Source organism: Pseudomonas sp. 51_B, from assembly GCF_017491595.1.
In the GTDB taxonomy this organism is placed as follows: domain Bacteria; phylum Pseudomonadota; class Gammaproteobacteria; order Pseudomonadales; family Pseudomonadaceae; genus Aquipseudomonas; species Aquipseudomonas promysalinigenes.
In genome coordinates, this window is the sequence record NZ_JAFGYW010000001.1 from 70,295 (window position 1) to 91,745 (window position 21,451).

Consider the following 21,451-nt stretch of genomic DNA (forward strand, 5'->3'; position numbering starts at 1 on the left):
GGCGCAGGGGCCAGGCCAATCACCCTGCCAGTCATTTCCCGCAAACGCAGCCACTGATGCAATGCGTTTGAACTTCACGGCTCGGCCAAGGCCTTTCCAAGAAGTCACAGTAAAAAACGGAGATGACATGATGAGCGCAACACTCAACGGCAAGCGCGTGGCCATTCTGGTCACCGATGGTTTCGAGCAAGTGGAGTTGACCGGCCCCCGTGATGCGCTGAAACAGCACGGCGCGGTAGTCGACATTCTCAGCGACAAGCCAGGCACCGTGCGTGGCTGGAACCACGACAAGCCCGCCGATGCATTCGATGTGGATGCCACGTTCGACAGCGCCCAGCCTGATGTCTACGATGCCGTCGTGCTGCCAGGCGGCGTGCAGAACTCGGACACCATCCGCTTGATCCCCGGCGCCCAGAAACTGGTGAAAAGCCTTGATGCGGCAGGCAAGCCCGTGGCTGTGATCTGCCACGGTGGCTGGTTGCTGATTTCGGCAGGCCTTGCCCAGGGTAAACGGATGACCAGTTTCAAGACCTTGCAAGACGACATCCGCAATGCCGGGGGTAATTGGGTCGACGAGCAGGTGGTGGTGGACGGCAATCTGATCAGTAGCCGTCAGCCGGACGATATCCCGGCATTCAACGAGCAACTGATCAAAGCCTTGGCTTGATAGCGGGACGCCCTCGCACGAAAGTGCGGGGGCTCCGGGGCTTTGGCGATTTTCACAGCAGGTTGCGAGGGCGCCCCACTCATGTCACACCCGTGAAGCCATCAAGAACTTGCCTTACCCGGCGGGCAAGGTCATGTGGCTGGCACGGTTTGGAAATCACCTCGAACTCAGACCCGCCGATATCCGTGCGCTCAATCGAGTTTTCCGCATAGCCGGTGGTCAACAACACCTTCATCTGCGGCTGAAGGCGCCGCACTTCCCGCGCCAGCATCACGCCGTTCATGCCGCCTGGCATGATCAGGTCGGTGAACAGTAAATCGTAATGTTCCCCCGCCTGAATCAGCTTGAGCGCTTCGCGTGCATTGAGCACCATGTCAGCGGCGTAGCCGTAATCCTCCAGTACCATCTTGGCGAGTTCAGCCACATCCGGTCGATCTTCGACGATCAGGATACGCTCGGTGCCCGAGCTGCGGTCCACCTTTTTCACAGGTTGCGTGGGGATGATCTTGCCTTGGTCAACCGGGAAATACAGGCGTAACGTCGTGCCCTCGCCCTCTTCTGTATATATGCGTGCCGCCCCACCGGACTGCTTGGCGAAACCGTACACCATCGACAGCCCTAGGCCAGAGCCTTTGCCCTCCTCCTTGGTGGTGAAGAACGGGTCCATGACTCGATCACGGATGCTGGCCGGCATCCCGACGCCATTGTCGGTGACCGAGAGGCTCACGTAATTTCCCGGCAGCAGCCCATCGAACGAGTGGTTGATATCGGTGACGGAAATATTCCGGGTTTCGATGAACACATGCGGCCGCTGGCGCCCGATAAGCGCATCGCGTGCGTTCATGAAAATGTTGAGCAACGCGACCTCTGCCTGAGTCGGGTCGATACGGCAGTTGTGCAGGTTGGCTTCGAGGTCGAAATCAACAGCCACTTCAGCGTCGAAAGTTCGCTCCATCATGGGGCGTACGTCATCGAGCAGGTGATTGAGGTTGAGCACCCGGCCATGGAGTTTCTGCTTGCGGGCGAAGGCCAGCAGCTGCTTGGTCAGGGTACTGGCACGTTCGACCGCGCTCTGGGCGTGCCCTACACTGCGCCGCACGCGGTTCAGGTCGACCTGGGACTTGTCCGCCTCACTGGCGATCAACCCCAGATAACCGCCCATCACTTGCAAAAGATTGTTGAAATCGTGCGCGATACCGCCAGTCAGTTGCCCAAGCGCTTCCATCTTTTGCGCCTGGTTCAGCGCATCCTCGGCGTCACGCCGCCTGCTCACATCCAGTTGCGATGCAAAGAAGTAAATCAGGTCGCCCCGTTCATTGAAGATCGGTGAGATGAATAGCGCGTTCCAAAAGCTGGAACCATCCTTGCGGTAATTGAGGATCTCGGTAGAGATATCGACCTTCTGGGCGATAGCGTCCCGCACGGCATCCACCACCGCAGCTTCGGTTTCAGGGCCTTGGAGGAACCGGCAATTACGGCCAATGATGTCCGCCAACTCATAGCCGGTCATTTCCAGAAATGCTCGATTGGCGAAAATGATCGGATTATCGTCACGGTTGGGGTCGGTGACGATCATCGGCATCCGCGTGGTTTGCACCGCGGCGAAGAACATGTCGTGTGGCAGCTGCGAAATATCACCCGATGCCTGGTTGCTGACGCGCGCCTTCTTGCTGGTCACGCGGACCTCCTTGCTCATTGCAGTAGGACGTTTATCGATTCAACCATGTCGACTCTCGTTGCCTACGCTTGGTTTCACCGAGTGCAGACTGTCTGACAGCCTGCACGATCGGCCGCCGAGCTTTCTAGCCAAGGTGCAGGCCAGCCGCCTCTACTGACGAGGATTGATAGCGCCTGATGCACATCACAACATACGCTGCACTTGCGCAGGGGTGCGACGCATCAGCACCTTGCCAGCGCGTACCGATACCAGCGCGTGGCCCTGGCTGCGGACCATTTCGTAGTCATCCGGTGCCGACAGTAACAGCAGATTGGCTGGCCGCCCCACCTCGATGCCGTAGCGCTCGCCGAGGTTCAGTGTGCGAGCGCTGTTGTCGGTGATCAGGTCCAGGCTGCGTTGCAGGTCTTCGTAACCGAGCATATGGCAGATATGCAGGCCGGCTTCGAGAATTCGCAAAATGTTGCCGTTACCCAGCGGGTACCAGGGATCGACGATTGAGTCCTGGCCGAAGCACACGTTCATCCCGGCGCGATCGATTTCGGCCACTCGGGTCAGCCCCCGCCGCTTCGGATAGTTGTCGAAGCGCCCTTGCAGGTGAATGCTTTCGGTAGGGCAAGAGACGAAGTTGATGCCCGACATCTTGAGCAGCCGGAACAGCTTGTAGCAGTAAGCGTTGTCGTACGAACCCATGGCCACCGTATGGCTGGCCGTGACGCGCGGGCCCATACCGCGCACCCGCGCCTCCTCGGCCAACACTTCCAAAAAGCGCGACTGCGGGTCATCGGTTTCATCGCAATGCACATCCACCAGGCAGCCAGTGCGTTCGGCCAGGTCCATCAGGAACTTGACCGACGCTACCCCCTGATCACGTGTGTTCTCGAAATGTGGGATACCGCCGACCACATCGGCGCCGATCGCCACCGCTTCAGTCATCAGCGCGCGGCCGTTGGCATACGACTCGATGCCTTCCTGTGGGAATGCGACGATCTGCAGGTCGACCAGGTCGCGTACTTCCTCGCGCACCTCGACCATGGCCTTGAGTGCGGTGAGCCTCGGGTCGGTGACATCGACATGGGTGCGCACATGCTGTATGCCATGATCGACGAGCATGCCGATGGTTTTTTTCGCTCGGGTCTTGATGTCGTCGTGGGTGGTGATTTCCTTGCGCTCGGCCCAGCGCTCGATGCCTTCGAACAAGGTACCGCTCATGTTCCACTTCGGCTCGCCCGCCGTGAGGGTAGCGTCAAGGTGGATGTGCGGCTCGACGAAAGGCGCCACCACCAGGTTCTGCTGGGCATCCAGGTCATCAGGGCTACTCAGCACAACCTGGGCCTGGGAAGTGATGGCAGCAATGCGCTCGCCATCGAGCTCGATGCGGTACAGCCCAGGCTTGCCACGCAGGCGGGCGTTGATGATGTTCATGGCGTTACTCCTTGACGTGGTCCGTTCATGCGCCATACCAGCATGGCGACAGATGCGTTCATGCGAAACAGTGGGTCGTCCAGCGATTGCCCGCTCAGTTGCTCGATACGTTGAATGCGTTGGTTGATGGTATTGCGGTGCAGGCCCAAACGCTGAGCGGCCTTGAGGCCGTTACCGTTTTCCTTGAGCAAGGCGTCGAGAGTATCTACCAGCACGTAAGGCTGCTTGCGCCCAGGGTTGATCAGCCTGCCGAGGGTCTGGGCAACGAAGTCATCGATCCGCGCGCGGTCATTGATGCCCTGGAGCAGGCGCAGTACCCCCAACTCGCTGAAATCACAGAAACCATCGGCAGGGTGCAACTGTTGTGCAACGTCCAGAGCCTGACGCGCTTCGCTGAGCGCTTGACGGTAACCTGCGCAGTCGGCGGCCAGCCGCGACAGGCCCATATGCAGCCTGAGTTCCCCGGCCACCATGCACAACTGCCGATGCAGCGCTGCCAGGCTGCTCGGCAGGTCGCCAGCGTCGGCCAGTAACAGCACCTGCAAGTCACCCGGCATTTGCACCAGCACCGCCCCAGGCCGCGCTCGGCACCAAGTCTGAAGGTGATCTTCCAGCGCCTGGCGCACAGCTTGCCAGAGCCGCTCGCCCTCGGCCAGGCCATGACGCTCGAACAACTGCTCAACCTGCACCAAGCGCAGCGCAACCACCCGCCGCGGTTCGTCAAGCATCAACTCCAGGTGCCTGGCACGCTGGCAGGCGATAGCCAGGCTTGGGTAATCACCGCTGAGTAACTGGCCGAGAATATCGTTGCGCGACCGGCGCAACTGGCTCATCTGCACGAGGGCCGTACCGATCAGGTGGGTTACCACTACCATTTTCAAAGCATAGGGCTGTTCGATCAGCGGCAAACCCAGTTGCTCGGCGCGCGCTATCACCGGGGGCGCAATCTTCTGGATGAAACTGCCACCGGTTAGAATCACCAAGCCGGCGATCCCTACCGCTTCGCCATCCTCGATCAGGCTGAGCAGATTTGCCTGGCCACGCGGGTGGTTGATACCGGTGACGAACACCAACTCACCGCCCATCACCCACTCGGCGATCCCCTCATTTTCCGCCACGTAAGGCCAGCGCACCCGCCGCTGCAGGTTTCGCGCGCCGGCTCGCACGCTCATCGCCTCCAGGCCCGGCAAGTGCAGGATTTCCTCCAGGGTCAGGCTCACGGCTCAACGCTCTGTTGGCCCAGCGCCTTGCGCCGGCCTTGCAGTTCAAGCATTAAGATGTAGCTCAAGGCCGAAGCGCCGATGCCGACCAGTGGCGCGACCCAGGGCGAGGCGTAGGCAAGCACCGCGCCCACGGCATACGCCAGCAGGCCGTTGATGTTGTAGCGGGGCAAGGTTACCGACGCCAGTGCGGGGTAACTGCCCCGATGGCGGTACCAGAAATCGGCCATGATCACCCCGCCGACCGGAGGAATGATCGAGCCCAACAACACCAGAAACGGAATCAGCATTTCATACATACCACCGATCGCCAGCACCACCCCTACACCTGCCGCAACCAGCGTAGCGGTGCGTCGTCGCTCACTGCGCAGCAAGTGGCAGGCAGCAGCCGAGACGTTGTAGATGGTGGGCCCCTGGATGGTCCAGAGATTCAGGCACAGCATCACTACCGCGGCGAACGACAGCCCTTGCAGGATCATCACCTCGACGATGTCAGCCTGCTGATAGACCATGGCGCACCACGCCCCTGCCACCACCATCAGCCCATTGCCGAGCAGGAAAGCAACCACACTGGCCACCACCGCCACCCGGCCATTGCGCGACAGGCGAGTCCAGTTGGTGGCCTGAGTGGCGCCACTGGCAAAGGTGCCGAACACCATGGTGACCGCCGCCGAGAAGGTCATGCTTTCATGGGGAACCACCGCTGCGAGGCCGGCAAAACCACCCGCATCGGCCGTTGCCAGGTACATCGATATCACTAGCAGAACGAACATCAGTGGCACCGAAACTCGCGACAGCCAGTCAAGCCCCTTGAAACCGATGATTGCAGTGATGCTGAAACCCATGCCAAACAGCACCATCAACGGCACCGCGAAGCCGCCCGCCAGGCCGAGCAGCTTGACCAGTACGATCGCCACCGTCGCAGTCCCCCAGGCGTACCAACCCAGTTCGGCAAAGCCCAGGATGAAGTCGGAAAGCCGGCTGCCCATCTCCCCAAAACAGAAGCGCCCCATCAGCACCGTGTTCAAACCGCTGCGTGAAGCGATGAAGGCCAGCGCCGCAGCGTACAACGCCAGCAGCGAATTACCGATGGCTGCGATCCACAGCATGTCAACAAAGCTGAAAGCCATGCCCAGCTTGCCTCCGGCAAACATGGTGCCGGTAAAAAACGTGAAACTGAACAGCACCATTGCGATGGGCAGCAGCCCTTTGCGTGAAGATGCCGGGGCCTCGCAAAGCGGAAATTCGTCAGTTGCGCTCATGCCAAGTTGCTCCAGGTTGTCGTTTGCGCCGAGATGGAGCAATAAACGGGCCGCTTCTTCGCTGGGGCAAGTGCAGTAAATCTGCGGTCAACGGGCACAGCATTGGCTGTTCAAACTGCACATTTATAGATCAGTTTCACCGCGCCAACCTGTGATAACCGAACTGTTTGGAGGCGTTCACGCACCAAAGCGGAACAGCTGTGGGTAGCTTTCACCCAACGCTCGCTAAATCGATATCGCCTGCACGTCACTGGCCATCGCAGATGACCCAAGGGGCTTTACTCCTTGGCCAGCAGGCGCCTTGCCGGTAAGATGCCCGTCGGGTGCTAGCTGCAAAGTGCGGTGATGCAGGTTAAAGAACAGTGCAGGTCGGGCCGCCTGCAGGAGTTCTTGCGCCTATGCAAAAAAACCATATGACCCGCGCTCAGCGTCTGGCCAAAACCGCCTTCGCCAACTTCGAGCGGTTCCTGCACATCGAAGCGGTCAGCGGCATTGTCTTGCTGATCGCTGCCGTTGCGGCCCTGATCTGGGCCAACTCCCCGGCTGCCGCCAGCTACGATGCGCTCTGGCACACACCGATCAGCTTCGGCATCGGTTCGCTGAGCTTCTCGCAATCACTGCATTTCTGGATCAACGATGGGTTGATGACCATCTTCTTCCTGGTGGTCGGTATGGAGATCCGTCGGGAAATTCACGAGGGTGCCTTGGCCAGCCTACGCCAGGCGATGTTGCCCATGGCCGCTGCGGTTGGCGGCGTAGCGGTACCGGCCCTGATCTACCTGGCGTTCGGGCATGCACCGGCCGAGCAACAAGGCTGGGCCGTGCCGACCGCCACCGATATTGCCTTTGCCGTTGGCGTGCTTGCCCTGCTCGGCAAGTCGATCCCGTCCAACATCCGCGTGTTCCTGCTGGCCTTGGCGATCATCGATGACATCATCGCCGTGCTGATCATCGCCGTGTTCTACTCGGGCGGTCTGGACTACAGCGGCTTTGGCGTTGCCGCGGTTGGCCTGCTGCTGGTGATCGGCCTGCAGAAGATCGGCGTGGGTTCGGCATGGGCCTATGTAATCCCCGGTGCAATCACCTGGGTTGGCATGCTGATGACCGGTGCGCATCCTACCCTGGCGGGCGTTGTGCTGGGTTTGATGACCCCGGTCGCCGCCATGCCGCTGGGCGAGCGGCCCGTGGATGCAGTCGCGCGCTTCACCAACGACCTACTCGGCCGCGCCAAGGCACCCGACCAGGACGATGGCGACCTCAGCGCCCCGCTCAAGCAACTGCGCCTGGCCCAACGCGAACTGGTTCCACCGGTAACCCGCGTCGGCGGCGCCCTGCACCCGTGGGTGGCTTACGCGATCATGCCATTGTTCGCCTTGGCCAATGCCGGTGTCGGCCTGTCTGGCATCGACCTTTCCGCCGAGGGGCCGCACTGGGTGATGACCGCCGTGGCCGTAGCCCTGGTAGCTGGCAAACCGTTGGGGATCATCGGCATCAGTTGGCTGATGGTGCGCCTGGGCTGGTGCAGCCTGCCGGCGCAGGTCACCTGGCGCGGTATCACCCTGATTGGCCTGCTGGCCGGCATCGGCTTCACCATGTCGATCTTCATTGCCAACCTGGCCTACAGTGACCCAGCGTCGCTGGGTGCAGCCAAACTGGGCGTGCTGTCGGGCTCGGTCATCGCTGCCGTGCTAGGCCTGGCCTGGGGCGTGACTGCCATGCGCAGGCACACCGCAAAGGCTCCGCTCAACGCGGGCTGAAGCCGGTCGGGGCCTACGGGCCCCGGCATTTTTCTGTATACAAGAATTTAAAACTTTGCTTACATGGCCACCTGTGCGCCTACGACATCGGCAATCGTCGCTGCGTATTGTGCCAGGCACAAGCCATGCAAGCTCCTTCGCAACATACCCCCAAGACCCTCCTGGTCAAGAACGCTGCACTGTTGGTCACCATGGACGGCGAACGCCGCGAGATCAAAGGCGGCGGCCTGTACATCGAAGACAACCTAATCAAGCAGGTCGGCCCAAGCGATACGCTGCCCCAAGACGCAGATGTGATCCTGGACATGGCCGGCAAGGTGGTCATCCCTGGGCTGGTCAACACCCACCATCATATGTACCAAAGCCTCACCCGCGTGGTACCGGCGGCGCAGGACGGTGAACTGTTCAACTGGCTGACCAACCTGTACCCGATCTGGGCCCGGCTCACGCCGGAGATGATTTCGGTGTCGACTCAGACGGCCATGGCCGAACTGATCCTGTCCGGTTGCACCACCTCCAGTGACCACCTGTACATCTACCCCAACGGCTGCAAGCTCGACGACAGCATCCACGCAGCCAACGAGATCGGCATGCGTTTCCACGCAGCGCGCGGCAGCATGAGCGTTGGTCGTAGCCAAGGCGGCTTGCCACCTGATTCGGTGGTGGAAAAGGAAAGCAACATCCTCAAAGAGTCCCAGCGCCTGATCGAGGATTATCACGATGCCAGCCACGGCTCGATGCTGCGCGTGGTGGTGGCGCCATGCTCGCCGTTCTCTGTCAGCCGCGACCTGATGCGCGAGGCTGCCGTGCTGGCGCGCAATTACGGGGTTTCGTTGCACACCCATTTGGCGGAAAACGTCAACGACATCGCCTACAGCCGTGAAAAGTTCGGCATGACCCCGGCCGAATACGCAGAAGACCTCGGCTGGGTCGGCCATGATGTGTGGCATGCTCACTGCGTGCAGCTCGACCAGCACGGTATCGAATTGTTCGCGCGCACCGGCACCGGTGTTGCCCACTGCCCCTGCTCGAACATGCGCCTGGCCTCGGGCATCGCGCCAATTCGCAAGATGCGTGACCACGGCGTTGCAGTAGGCTTGGGCGTAGACGGCTCAGCCTCCAACGATGGCGCCAGCATGATCGGCGAGGTTCGCCAGGCGTTGCTGCTGCAGCGTGTCGGCTTCGGGCCTGACGCGATGACCGCACGTGAGGCCCTGGAGATCGCGACCTTGGGCGGCGCCAAGGTGCTGAACCGTAACGACATAGGTGCATTGGCACCGGGCATGATCGCCGACTTCGTCGCTTTCGACCTGGGCCACGTGGCGTATGCCGGCGCCCTGCACGACCCACTGGCAGCCTTGGTGTTCTGCACGCCGACCCACGTCGATACCAGCGTGATCAATGGCCGGGTCGTGGTCCAGGATGGCCGCATCACAACCATCGACCTGCCGCGTGTACTGGAACGGCACAACCAGCTGGCCTACCAGCTCGTCAGCGGTCAATAACCTCAACGGCCCTGATCCTACTGGCCATGGTGACCGGCACGCCGGTGGCCATGGCCTCAGGCAGGGTCGGCTTCTCCCGGCGCTGGCCGGCTCAGCCGTGGCACTGCATGAACAAATCTTCATGCAGGCCCAAACGCCGTGATACCGGGCTTATCGGCAAGGCTTGACTCGCACTCGGGCGCCCTCGCCTTGAGGCCAGGGACGGTGTTGCGTAGCATCGCCGGCCCTTAGGCCGCCTGGCGGCCCATCCGCGACGAAAGAGCCCCCATGCCGCAACCGATTCCGCTCAAGGACCACGAAAAGGAAAAACACCTGGTCAACCGCCGGCTCCTGGCCTGCGCCGCCCTGGTGTTCAGCCTGTGCGCGGTTCTGGTCGGTCGGCTGTATGTGCTGCAGGTGCTGCAGCACGACCAACAGAGCGCGGTCTCGGAAAACAACCGTGTGCACGTGCTGCCCATTGCCCCTGAGCGCGGGCTGATCTACGACCGCAATGGCGTGGTGCTGGCCGACAACAAACCCAGCTTCGATTTGACCATGACGCGCGAGCGCGCCGGCGATTCGGCCAAGGTGCTCGATAGCCTGGTGCAGATCCTTGGCTTGGGTGAAGACGACCGCAAGCAGTTCGACAAAGACCTGCGTCGCGGCCGCAAGCCATTCGAGCCGGTGACCCTGATGGTCGGGCTGACCGAAGAACAGATCGCCCTGATCGCCGTCAACCAGTTCCGCTTGCCTGGGCTGGACGTGGAACCGCAGTTCATCCGTGAATACCCACTGGCCGAACATTTCGCCCATTCGGTCGGCTACGTCGGACGGATCAACGAGAAAGAAGCCAAAACCCTCGACAGCACCGAATACCGGGGCACTCAGTCGATTGGCAAGACCGGCATCGAGCATTTCTACGAAGCCCAGCTGCATGGCCACGTAGGCTATGAAGAAGTGGAAACCAACGCCCAGGGCCGGGTGATGCGCGTGCTCAACCACAAAGACCCAATTCCTGGCAAAGACATCATCCTCAGCCTTGACGCGCACCTGCAGCTAGCCGCCGAAAAGGCCTTGGGCGATCGCCGCGGCGCAGTGGTAGTACTGGACCCGGCCAATGGTGATGTCCTGGCGATGGTGAGCAACCCCAGCTTCGACCCCAACTTGTTCGTCAAGGGCATCAGTTTCAAGCAATATGCCGCGCTGCGCGACTCGATCGATCGGCCGCTGTTCAACCGCGTGCTGCGGGGTTTGTATGCGCCCGGCTCGACGGTCAAACCCGAGGTCGCCATCGCCGGCCTGGACAGCGGTGTCATCACCCCAGGCAGCCGGGTGTTCGACCCTGGATACTACGAGCTGCCCAACTACGACCACAAGTACCGCAACTGGAACCACAGCGGCGATGGCTGGGTTGACATGTACACAGCCATCATGCGCTCCAACGACACCTACTTCTACGACCTGGCACACAAGCTCGGCATCGACCGCCTGCACGACTATATGGCCGAGTTCGGCCTTGGCCAGAAGGTTTCGCTGGACATGTTCGAAGAGGCCCCTGGGCTGATGCCCTCGCAAGCCTGGAAACGCGCCACCCGCCGTCAGGCCTGGTATCCGGGTGAAACGCTGATCCTCGGCATCGGCCAAGGCTACATGCAAGTCACGCCACTACAACTGGCTCAGGCCACCAGCCTGCTGGCCAGCAAAGGCGTGTGGCACCGCCCGCACCTGGCCATGACCGTCGGCGGTCAGACCCCAATCGACCCCAACCCGATGCCCGACATCGTGCTGCACGACAAACATGCCTGGGACCAGGTCAATGTCGGTATGCAGATGGTGATGCACGACCCGCGCGGCATCGCCCGTGCGGCTGCGGCCGGCGCTCAGTACCGGATTGCCGGCAAAAGCGGCACGGCGCAGGTGGTAGCGATCAAGCAGGGTGAGCGCTACAACCGCAACAAGACCCTCGAAAGGCACCGTGACAATGCGCTGTTCGTCGGTTTTGCCCCGGCCGACCATCCCAGCGTAGTGGTCGCGGTGATGATCGAGAACGGCGAGGCTGGCGGCCGTGTGGCAGGGCCAGTGGTGCGCGAAGTCATGGATGCTTACCTGCTCGATGATCAGGGCCACCTCAAACCTCAGTATGCCGGCACCCCTGTGGCCAAGGCCGCGCCTCACGGCTGACGCACCCCGTGGCCTCAGGCCACCTCTTCGTACGGCAACCCCACGTAGTTTTCGGCGATGTTCGCCAACCCCGCCGGCGAGGTCAGGAAGTACTCGCGGTCGGCTTCTTGCATCTTTCGGTCCCACGCATCCTTGTGCTCACCAAAGTCATGCAGCAACTGGGTCATGAACCAACTGAAGCGCTCCCCCTTCCACACCCGCCGCAGAGCAAGCGGCGAATACTGCTCCAGCAGGTCGGTGCGCCCCTCGCGGTAAACCTTGACCAGTATCCGGTACAGATAATTGACATCGGAGGCCGCCAGGTTAAGGCCTTTGGCACCCGTGGGCGGCACGATGTGCGCCGCGTCGCCCACCAGGAACAGATGACCATATTGCATCGGTTCAACCACCAGGCTGCGCAGCGGCGCGATGCTTTTTTCCAGCGCAGGCCCAGTGACCAGCTGCTGCGCCACATCTTCAGGCAGGCGTGCCTTGAGCTCGTCCCAGAACCGCTGATCGGACCAGTCCTCGACCTTTTCATCCAAAGGGACCTGCAGGTAGTAGCGACTGCGGGTCTGCGAACGCTGGCTGCACAGGGAAAAGCCGCGCACGTGATGGGCGTAGATCAGTTCGTGATTGACCGGTGGAGTGTCGGACAACAGGCCCAGCCAGCCGAATGGGTAGACCCGTTCATATTCCTTGAGCACTCCTTCGGGAATGCTCTTGCGTGACACGCCATGAAAACCGTCGCAGCCGGCGATATAGTCACAGTCCAGGCGATAGGCCTGGCCGGCCTTTTCAAACGTGACATAAGGCCGCTCGCCCTTGAGGTCATGGGGCTGCACATTTTCGGCAGCGTAGATGATCGGTGCACCACTGCTTTCACGGGCCTGCATCAGGTCCCGGGTGACTTCGGTCTGGCCGTAGACCATCACCGTCTTGCCACCGGTAAGGCCTTTCAAGTCCAGACGCTGACGCCGGCCAGCGACCAACAACTCGACCCCCTCATGAACCAGCCCTTCCCGGTCCATCCGTTCGGCCACGCCCGCTTCGCGCAGCAGGTCGACGGTACCCTGCTCGAGCACTCCGGCCCGGATCCTGCCCAGCACATAGTCAGGTGTCTGGCGTTCGAGAATGACCGTGTCGATTCCGGCCTTGTGCAGCAACTGACCCAGCAGCAGGCCAGAAGGGCCCGCGCCTATGATCGCAACTTGAGTGTTCATTGTTCTTATCTCGTTATTAACGGGTAGCCCTTGCATTTTTACTGGCATTAACCGGCAATAAAATGTGAAATCAGATGAGAAAAATGCACTTTTACAAAATCTGTTCGATTAGCGCACAGGCAAATTCTGCGATGAAGTCCTCCCTCCCCGGCGTACCCTTGTTTCAGTTATATGGCGAGAACCACCAATGGCCTGGCACCGACCTGCTGCACTGCGAGCCAATATCGGCACGCAGCAGCCTCCATCATTGGGAGATCAAGCCGCACCAACATGCCGAGCTGTTTCAGCTGCTGTATGTGCAACGCGGCCAGGTGCAGGTGGAGATTGAGGGCATGCGCAGCCGCATCAGCGCGGCGGCAGTCCAGGTGGTGCCGCCATTGACCGTGCACGGTTTTCGCTTCAGTACCGATATCCAGGGCCATGTTTTGACCTTCGGCACTACGCTGGTCGCCGAGCTGGAACAACGCCTGGGGGCGCCACTGGGGGTGCTGGCGAAAGCGGCGTGTTACCCGCTGGGTAGAGATCGCGTACTGCTGCGGGGGCTGATCGATACCCTGCAGCACGAATACCAAGGCAATGCTTCGTCACGGGCGACCATGCTCCAAGCGCTGGTCACGGCGCTGATGGTATGGATCAGCCGGCGCCCACAGCCTAGCGAGGCTCCACGCAACCGCGACGAGCGTGATCGGCACCTGCTCGGGCAGTACTTACGCCTGGTCGAGGCGCATTATCGCGAACACCTGTCAGTGGAGGCGTTCGCCGCACGCCTGAATATCTCCAGCCTGCAACTGAACCAGCTGTGCCGCAGACTGAGCGGGCAGACGGCGTTACAGGTGATGCACCAGCGCCTGTTGCTGGAGGCGCGGCGCAACCTGATCTATACGCGCATGAGCATCGGGCAGCTGTCGGACAGTTTGGGATTCAGCGACCCCACTTACTTCTCCCGTTTTTTCAAGCGGCTGAGTGGGCAGACGCCTCACGCCTACCGCCGCGCGGGGGACGACCACCGATCTGCTTGACGTATACGTCAACGCGCCTTCAGGATACCGCCATACCCTACGCCGAGCCCGAGCATGAGCAGCCAAACCTATAGCATCTCCGACCTTTCCCGTGAGCTGGACATCACCACACGCGCTATCCGCTTCTACGAGGAACAAGGCCTGCTGAGCCCCGAGCGGCGTGGGCTGGAACGCATCTACTCGGCCCGTGACAAGGTCAGCCTCAAGCTTATTCTGCGTGGCAAGCGCATTGGCTTTTCACTGGCCGAATGCCGTGAGCTGATCGAGTTGTACGACCCCAGCAGCGGCAACCTCAAGCAGCTCAACAGCATGCTGGCGAAGATCGCCGAACGTCGCGCCCAGCTTGAACAGCAAATGCTCGACATCCATCAAATGCAGCTGGAACTGGACACCGCACAGGAGCGCTGCGAGCAGGCCCTGGCAGCCACCTTGAACACTCACGCAAAACGCTGACAGGAAGATCACCATGGCTATGCCTACAACAGTCCGTCTGGTCGAAGTCGGCCCACGAGACGGTCTGCAGAATGAAGCTCAACCCATCGATGTAGCCGACAAGGTACGGCTGGTCGATGACCTGACAGACGCCGGGGTCAGCTACATCGAAGTCGGCAGTTTCGTCTCGCCCAAATGGGTGCCGCAGATGGCAGGCTCCGCGCAGGTATTTGCCGGCATCCGCCAGCGCCCCGGTGTCACCTATGCCGCACTGGCGCCCAATTTGCGCGGTTTCGAAGACGCGGTGGCGGCTGGGGTGAAGGAAGTGGCAGTGTTCGCAGCAGCTTCCGAAGCGTTCTCCCAACGCAACATCAACTGCTCTATCAGCGATAGCCTGCAACGCTTCGAGCCAATCATGAACGCCGCACTTGAGCACGGTGTACGGATGCGCGGGTACGTCTCCTGCGTGCTGGGCTGCCCTTATGAAGGCAAGGTCCGCGCCGAGCAGGTGGCGCCGGTGGCCAAGGCCCTCCATGAGATGGGCTGCTACGAGGTGTCGCTGGGGGACACCATCGGTACTGGGACGGCGGGCGACACGCGGCGGCTGTTCGAGGTGGTTTCGGCAGTGGTGCCTCGCGCGCAATTGGCCGGCCACTTTCACGACACCTATGGCCAAGCGCTGGCCAACGTCTACGCCAGCTTGCTCGAGGGGATCAGTGTCTTCGACAGTTCGGTCGCGGGCTTGGGTGGCTGCCCTTACGCCAAAGGTGCCACGGGCAATATCGCCACCGAGGACGTGCTTTATCTGCTGCAGGGCCTGGGCATCGAAACCGGCATCGACCTTGAACGGTTGATCGCCGCCGGCCAGCGCATCAGTACCGTGCTGGGGCGGGCCAATGGTTCGCGGGTAGCCCGTGCGCGTAGCGCAGGATGAGTTTCATTCCAGTGTCACATGAGTGTGGGTGAGTGTTACCTCCCCCACAATTTTCAGCAGAAAATCGGGTAACAGAGAAACAAATCGACAAATACTTGGGCTGTTCGCTTCAGCTGAAAAGTCTTAACCCATTGATTTTAAAGTACTTTCAAAAGTTGGCACGGCACCTGCTTTATTACTGGTACAAAAACAAGAAAAACGCGACAACCAATAAAAACAACATGCAACGGCTCTGACATAACAAGAACAACACGGCAGAGGCGCAGCAAGCAGATTTTTTTGGAGTCGACAGGCTTTTCAGGGGGTTACCCCGCGCGCTGGCACACAACAATAAAACTACCTTGAGGTAGCGGCAGCCAGTTTCGGATCCACAGGATGAAAGCAGGTCAGCGCTCAAAAAAATACGTTTGCTCTTGACCCCGGATGGGGGTCGCACGTGACATCAAGGTTGGCCTACAAAAACAACAAAAGGCTGGCCTCAATAATAAAAAAGAGCAGGCAACATTGCTTTGAGGGGAGCTTCGGCTCCCCTCAGTGCTTTCCCCCCCACCTTTCACTGCCCTTCTGCGCCATTTGGCATTCGCGATGCAGCAACCAGCCGGTGCCCGCGGTCAGACCCTGTAACTGCACAGGAGACCCGATCATGCCCATCGAGATTGAAGAGAGTACTCAGCGCTGCACCCTCATTGGCGACAAACTGCGCATCGAAGGCAAAGGCCACGAAATCGAAATCGTCACCGACGCCCAATTGCGCATGTCCGTGGCCGTCCTCGCCGGTGAGCGCTTCCCGATCACCGAACTCGAAGCCGATGCATTGACCGTAGCAGGTGCGGTGGACAACCGCAGGCACCTCAAGGCCAGCACGCCAGGCTCAGTAATCTGAAGCTTTAGCCGTCCAAGGCCGAATTCTGATATGGATTTTGTCGCCCAAGCTGAGTCTGTGCTGGAACCCGTTTGGCAGGCATAGTGTGTTTCTTGCCTCAACCACCTGGCCTGCCGAACACCCATGAAACGTTACGAACGCTTTGCCGAGGACATTGCCGAACTGATCCGCAGCGGTGTACTGGCCCCTGGTCAGCGTGTGCCCTCGGTGCGCTACGCCAGCCAGACCCACGGGGTAAGCCCTTCAACGGTATTTCAGGCCTACTACCTGCTTGAACGACGAGGCCTGATTCGCGCGCGCCCGCGCTCAGGCTATTTCGTCAACGCCCATGCCCCACGACAGTTCCAAGAACCACAGGCACTTGCCCCACTGAGCGAGTCGACCGAAGTGGACGTCAGTGGCCTGGTGTTCTCGATTCTCGACTCGATCAAAGATCCGAGCACCGTACCGTTCGGCTCGGCGTTTCCCAGCCCCCTTTTGTTCCCATTGCAGCGTCTGGCACGCTCCCTGGCCAGTGCCAGCCGTGCCATGGACCCACGCATGGTGGTCACCGACCTGTCACCGGGCAACCCGCAGCTGCGTCGACAGATCGCCCTGCGTTACATGGTGGGTGGGTTGATGTTGCCCATCGAAGAGCTTTTGATCACCAATGGCGCGCTGGAAGCGTTGAACCTCTGCCTGCAAGCTGTCACAGAGCCCGGCGACCTGGTGGCCATCGAGGCACCGGCCTTCTACGCCTGCCTGCAAATACTGGAACGGCTCAAGCTCAAGGCCGTGGAGATTCCAGTACACCCGCGCGAAGGCATGGACCTCACAGCGCTGGCGCACACCCTGGACAAGCATCCGATCAAGGCGGTGTGGTGCATGACCAACTTCCAAAACCCAGTGGGCGCAAGCATGCCTGAGGCGAAGAAACAGGCCTTGGTCGAACTGCTCAATCGCCATCAGGTACCTCTGATCGAAGACGATGTCTACGCCGAACTGTACTACTCGCAGCAAGCCCCCAAACCTGCCAAGGCATTCGACACCCAAGGCCTGGTCATGCACTGCGGCTCTTTCGCCAAAAGCCTGGCACCCGGTTATCGGATCGGCTGGGTAGCCGCTGGCCGCTTCGCTCAGAAGATCGAGCGGCTGAAGCTGATGACCTCACTCTGCGCCTCGATGCCGGCCCAGGCAGCCATCGCAGACTACCTGCAACACGGAGGCTACGATCGCCACTTGCGCAAGTTGCGCTACGCCCTGGAGGGCCAGCAGGCCAGCATGCTGGCCGCCATTGTCCGTCACTTTCCGTCGCAGACCCGTGTCAGCCAACCTTGCGGCGGCTACTTCCTGTGGCTGGAGCTGCCTGAACAAATCGATGCCTTGAAGTTATTTCACATGGCTCTGGCTCAAGGTATCAGCATCGCTCCGGGGCCGATCTTTTCGCCGACCCGGCGTTTTGGCAACTGCATAAGGCTGAACTATGGCTCACCGTGGAACGAGGCGGCTGAGAACGCAATGGCCACGCTAGGCCAGATCATTCGTTCGTTTTGAACCTGCATCCAGCTCTGTGTGGCTATAGTTGTTGGACGAACAGCGAGCCAGCACCATGCCATCTGATGATCCGACCTCCTGCACCGCCACACAAGGTGCACGCCAATGCAGCGACTCCTCCCAGGCCACCAGCAAGCTGCTAGCGGAGTTGATCGACCACAGCTTGGCCAATGTATTCGCCTTTGACCGCGAGTTCCGACTGTTGGCAATCAACCGCACAGCCCAGCAAACCTTCCAGCGAGTACGCAGTATGGTGCCGCAGGTCGGGGATAACCTTCTACAGTGGATCACGCGACACCCTGACCTTGCCGCTTTGATGCAGCCCTTCATACCCCGGATGGTGGCTGGTCAGCCGTTTACCGAAAGCATCGCACTCGGCCCTGCCGATGACCTGCGCCACTACCAGATCATCTATAACGCATTGCGTGATCCTGAGCATGGAATGCTGGGAGGGTCGCTGTTTGCCTATGACATCAGTGAGCGCGTTGCCGAGCAGGCGCGTATGCGCAAGATCGAAGAAGCGCTATATCAGTCGCAAAAGATGGAAGCGGTCGGCCAATTGACTGGTGGTATCGCTCACGATTTCAACAATCTGCTTGGCGGGATTCTCGGTGCTCTGGAAATGGCCGAGCAGCACCAAGACGAGCAACGTTACCTGGATACCACCCGGCTGCTGGGCGTGGCCCGGCAGAACGCGCTACGCGCGGCTTCTCTGGTGCAACGCCTGCTGGCATTCTCGCGCCAGCAGACCCTTGCACCTCAGCTGGTGAACGTACATCAACTGGTCGCCGGCATGCATGAGCTGATTGCCAGCTCGCTTGGAACACGCATTACGTTCATCGACCAGACCCAGCAGGAGCATTGGCCGGTCCTGATAGATCCCAATCAACTGGAGAACACGCTGCTCAATCTGTGCATCAATGCTCGCGATGCCATGCCATCTGGCGGCACTGTGCTTCTGGCCAGTGATAACACCTTGCTCGATCAGGCGCAGGCTCAGGCGCTGGAACTGCCAAGCGGCTCGTATCTTCACGTCAGCGTCAGCGACAGTGGTACCGGCATGCCTGCAGAGGTCTTGCAACGAGCATTCGACCCCTTCTTCACCACCAAACCTGCTGGCCAGGGCTCTGGCCTTGGGCTGTCGATCGTCTATGGCTTCGTCCGTCAATCCGGGGGGCAAGTACGTATCACTAGCAACCCCGAGCAAGGCACCTGCGTTCACCTGTACCTACCACGGGCTGCCAGCCAGGCAAGCGCGCACACCGATGGGCAGCCACAAACGGTCATGGTCGTCGAGGGCCAGGCCGTGCAGCGGATGCTGATCTGTGAGGTATTGGAGGAGCAAGGGCATCAGGTGCACAGCTTCAGCGATGGCTATAGCGCACTGGAAGCGCTACGCGGCGGCTTGCGTCCTGACCTGTTGATCACCGACATCAGCCTGCCCGGCGGTATCGATGGTTACCAGGTTGCAGCGGCCTGCCAAAAAAGGCCTGAATGTGTACTGGTGCTGTTCATCACCAGCTCTGCCAGCAGTCGAGTCAATGTACGCCCCGATCCATACTGTGACGTGCTTTATAAACCGTTCGAACTGGCTGCGCTGAGCCAGCACGTTGAAAAGTTGCTAAAAAAACGATACCTGCCCCGGTAGGTTGCTAGGCGGCTGCCCACTAGGCAGGTAAAGTCTACTCACTTTCATCTGTCGGACGTCGACATGCCTCACCGCGACTTGATCGCTCTGCGCCAAGAAATCGAAACCCTGAGCCTGCGTAACCAGCAATTGGAAAGTCAGCTGCGGCAACATCAGGATCACGATCTTGCCATCTATCGGTTTCTGTTCGACACCATGGATGAAGGGTTTTGCATCATCGAGTTCTTCGATGGCCCCCATGGCCCGCTGAGCGATTACGTCCACGTGATGGCAAACGCCGCTTATGCCAAGCATGCCGGCATTCCCAACGTGGTCGGGCAGAAACTGCGCGAGATGGTTCCCGAAGAGGCCGATGACTGGATCGCTCGCTACGGTGCGGTACTGCGCACAGGCCAGCCTTTGCAGTTCGAACAGGAACTGGTGGCCACCGGGCGTGTACTGTCGATCACCACGTTTCGCGTGGAGCCGGCCCAGCGGCGCCAGGTTGCGGTGCTGTTCAAGGACGTGACCGAGCGCCGCAAGGCGGAGCTTGCACTGCGCCAGCTCAACGATGAGCTTGAGCAACGGATCAGCGCAGCACTGGCTGAACGCCGCCTGTTCGCCGAATTGATAGACCACGGCACCAGCAATGTCTATGTGATCGATATGCAGATGCGCTGGCTGGCGATCAACCGCCAGGCCCGGCAGGATTTTCAAACGATGTACGGCAGTGTGCCTGAAGTTGGCGATTCGCTGCCGGCTTTCTTGAATGACCACCCGGACGAACGCGACTTGGTGCTGCCGCTATGGCAGAGGGCGTTGGCTGGTGAGCAATTCATCGAAACAGGCACTTTCGCTCAACGCCCCTACGAACTGCATTTCAACGCATTGCGTGACCATGACGGTAACGTGCAGGCCGCCTACCTGTTCGCCTATGACATCACTGAGCGGGTCAAGGAGCAGCAACGCTTGGCCAATGCAGAGCAGGCATTGCGGCAGGCGCAGAAAATGGAAGCCGTAGGCCAGCTCAGCGGCGGCATCGCACATGACTTCAACAACCTGCTTGGCGGCATCATCAACGCCCAGGAGCTGATGCAGCGGCGCCTCGATCAGCAGCGCTACGCAGCCCTAGCGCCCCTGCTGGAACTTTCCTGCCAGTCGGCACAACGTGCGTCTGCGCTGGTGCACCGATTGCTGGCTTTCTCTCGCCAGCAGACCTTGCAACCGCTTGCGACCGACGTTGCCGTTCTGGTCAATAGCATGCAAGCGTTGGTGCGGCCGGTTATCAGCCATGCGATCTCCTTGCGCAGTGAATTCGTCAACGATTTGTGGCCGACCTATATCGACCCCCCGCAACTGGAAAGCGCTTTACTGAACCTTTGCATCAACGCCCGCGACGCCATGCCAGCGGGCGGGACCATCGATATTCGCGGCGATAACATCAGCCTGGACAGCGAGCAGGCTCAACCGCTGGGGATGCCCGCTGGCGATTACGTGCGCCTGAGCGTGACCGACACCGGTCACGGGATGAGCGAAGCGGTAGCAGCGCGTGCAATCGACCCGTTCTTCTCCACCAAACCACCAGGCCGGGGCACCGGCCTTGGGTTGTCGATGACCTATGGGTTCGTGCGTCAATCGGGTGGCCAGTTACGCCTGCTCTCCTCCCCCGGCCAGGGCACGCGTGTCGAGTTGTATCTACCGCGCCACCACGAGCAGCCTGCAGCGCCTATCCGACCGAATCCTGGCAAGACGGCGGCCAACAGCCACCCGAGCGGCCAACGGATCGTGCTGGTAGAGGACCAGGCGGCATTGCGCCTGGTCGTCGGGGAAGCGCTGAAGGAGCTGGGTTATGAGGTCGAAGCCTTCGAAAATGGCGCTGCCGCGCTGGCGCATATGCACAAGTGCGAGCAACCTGACCTGCTGCTTAGCGATATCGGCCTGCCCGAAGGCCTCAATGGCCACCAGGTTGCCGAGCGCTGCCGGCAAATCTTTCCGCAACTCAAGGTGCTTTTCATCACCGGCTACGATGAAAGTGCAGCGCTGGGTGACGGCCAGCTGCTGCCGGGCACCAGCATACTGACCAAGCCTTTCGAGCTTCATGCGCTAGCTGAGCGTGTGGGCCATTTGCTGGAAAACGAAGTGTGCTGACG

General features: G+C 60.4%; 16 protein-coding genes. 11 read left to right on the forward strand and 5 right to left on the reverse strand.

What is annotated here, in order from left to right; genetic code table 11:
• Positions 1-130: 130 nt before the first annotated feature.
• The gene (locus tag J5M56_RS00365) at positions 131-667 is read left to right on the forward strand and encodes a type 1 glutamine amidotransferase domain-containing protein (protein WP_060476630.1); all 537 of its coding nucleotides are present in this window, start codon (positions 131-133) and stop codon (positions 665-667) included.
• A 79-nt stretch (positions 668-746) separates the two neighbouring features.
• Here the strand turns inward: J5M56_RS00365 and J5M56_RS00370 are convergent, their stop codons facing one another.
• The 4 genes from J5M56_RS00370 to codB form a co-directional block, all read right to left on the reverse strand.
• A complete protein-coding gene (locus J5M56_RS00370) occupies positions 747-2,363 on the reverse strand; it encodes a histidine kinase famiy protein (RefSeq protein ID WP_186477052.1) in 1,617 nt (538 codons plus the stop codon).
• Between the two features lie 165 nt (positions 2,364-2,528).
• Positions 2,529-3,767: a cytosine deaminase gene (codA, locus tag J5M56_RS00375; RefSeq protein WP_186477051.1), complete on the reverse strand. Its 1,239-nt coding sequence runs from the start codon at positions 3,765-3,767 to the stop codon at positions 2,529-2,531.
• Complete coding sequence (locus J5M56_RS00380) at positions 3,764-4,987, reverse strand: PucR family transcriptional regulator (RefSeq protein ID WP_207868971.1); 1,224 nt, start codon at positions 4,985-4,987, stop codon at positions 3,764-3,766. Before J5M56_RS00380 ends, codA begins: the two co-directional genes overlap by 4 nt.
• Positions 4,984-6,249: a cytosine permease gene (gene codB / locus J5M56_RS00385; RefSeq protein WP_207868973.1), complete on the reverse strand. Its 1,266-nt coding sequence runs from the start codon at positions 6,247-6,249 to the stop codon at positions 4,984-4,986. Before codB ends, J5M56_RS00380 begins: the two co-directional genes overlap by 4 nt.
• 398 nt (positions 6,250-6,647) lie before the next feature.
• On the opposite strand from codB, the gene nhaA reads away from it, so the two are divergent.
• From nhaA to mrdA, 3 genes are all read left to right on the forward strand, one after another.
• Complete coding sequence (gene nhaA / locus J5M56_RS00390; protein ID WP_207868976.1) at positions 6,648-8,006, forward strand: Na+/H+ antiporter NhaA; 1,359 nt, start codon at positions 6,648-6,650, stop codon at positions 8,004-8,006.
• A 125-nt stretch (positions 8,007-8,131) separates the two neighbouring features.
• Complete coding sequence (locus J5M56_RS00395) at positions 8,132-9,511, forward strand: 8-oxoguanine deaminase (protein WP_207868978.1); 1,380 nt, start codon at positions 8,132-8,134, stop codon at positions 9,509-9,511.
• Between the two features lie 267 nt (positions 9,512-9,778).
• Positions 9,779-11,671, forward strand: coding sequence for a penicillin-binding protein 2 (gene mrdA / locus J5M56_RS00400; protein ID WP_186477046.1), 1,893 nt, complete (start codon positions 9,779-9,781; stop codon positions 11,669-11,671).
• 14 nt (positions 11,672-11,685) lie between these two features.
• Here mrdA and pobA read toward each other — a convergent pair whose 3' ends face one another.
• Positions 11,686-12,873, reverse strand: coding sequence for a 4-hydroxybenzoate 3-monooxygenase (gene pobA, locus J5M56_RS00405; RefSeq protein ID WP_186477045.1), 1,188 nt, complete (start codon positions 12,871-12,873; stop codon positions 11,686-11,688).
• A gap of 131 nt (positions 12,874-13,004) precedes the next feature.
• Here pobA and J5M56_RS00410 point away from each other — a divergent pair, with 131 nt between their 5' ends.
• The 7 genes from J5M56_RS00410 to J5M56_RS00440 all read left to right on the forward strand — a co-directional run bounded on the left by J5M56_RS00410 (position 13,005) and on the right by J5M56_RS00440 (position 21,449).
• Entirely contained in the window at positions 13,005-13,892 is an 888-nt protein-coding gene (locus tag J5M56_RS00410) for a helix-turn-helix domain-containing protein (RefSeq protein WP_060476612.1), read from the forward strand.
• A gap of 54 nt (positions 13,893-13,946) precedes the next feature.
• Positions 13,947-14,345: a MerR family DNA-binding transcriptional regulator gene (locus J5M56_RS00415; protein WP_060476613.1), complete on the forward strand. Its 399-nt coding sequence runs from the start codon at positions 13,947-13,949 to the stop codon at positions 14,343-14,345.
• A 13-nt stretch (positions 14,346-14,358) separates the two neighbouring features.
• Positions 14,359-15,258, forward strand: coding sequence for a hydroxymethylglutaryl-CoA lyase (locus J5M56_RS00420; protein ID WP_207868980.1), 900 nt, complete (start codon positions 14,359-14,361; stop codon positions 15,256-15,258).
• Positions 15,259-15,901: 643 nt separating this feature from the next.
• Positions 15,902-16,141, forward strand: a complete 240-nt coding sequence (locus J5M56_RS00425; RefSeq protein WP_060476615.1) for a DUF3203 family protein — start codon at positions 15,902-15,904, stop codon at positions 16,139-16,141.
• Positions 16,142-16,264: 123 nt separating this feature from the next.
• A complete protein-coding gene (gene mapR / locus J5M56_RS00430) occupies positions 16,265-17,674 on the forward strand; it encodes a GntR family transcriptional regulator MpaR (protein WP_186477042.1) in 1,410 nt (469 codons plus the stop codon).
• Between the two features lie 55 nt (positions 17,675-17,729).
• Complete coding sequence (locus J5M56_RS00435; RefSeq protein ID WP_207868982.1) at positions 17,730-19,322, forward strand: ATP-binding protein; 1,593 nt, start codon at positions 17,730-17,732, stop codon at positions 19,320-19,322.
• Between the two features lie 63 nt (positions 19,323-19,385).
• Positions 19,386-21,449 (forward strand): PAS domain-containing protein, encoded by a 2,064-nt coding sequence (locus J5M56_RS00440; RefSeq protein WP_207868984.1) that lies wholly within the window; start codon positions 19,386-19,388, stop codon positions 21,447-21,449.
• Positions 21,450-21,451 lie beyond the last annotated feature (2 nt).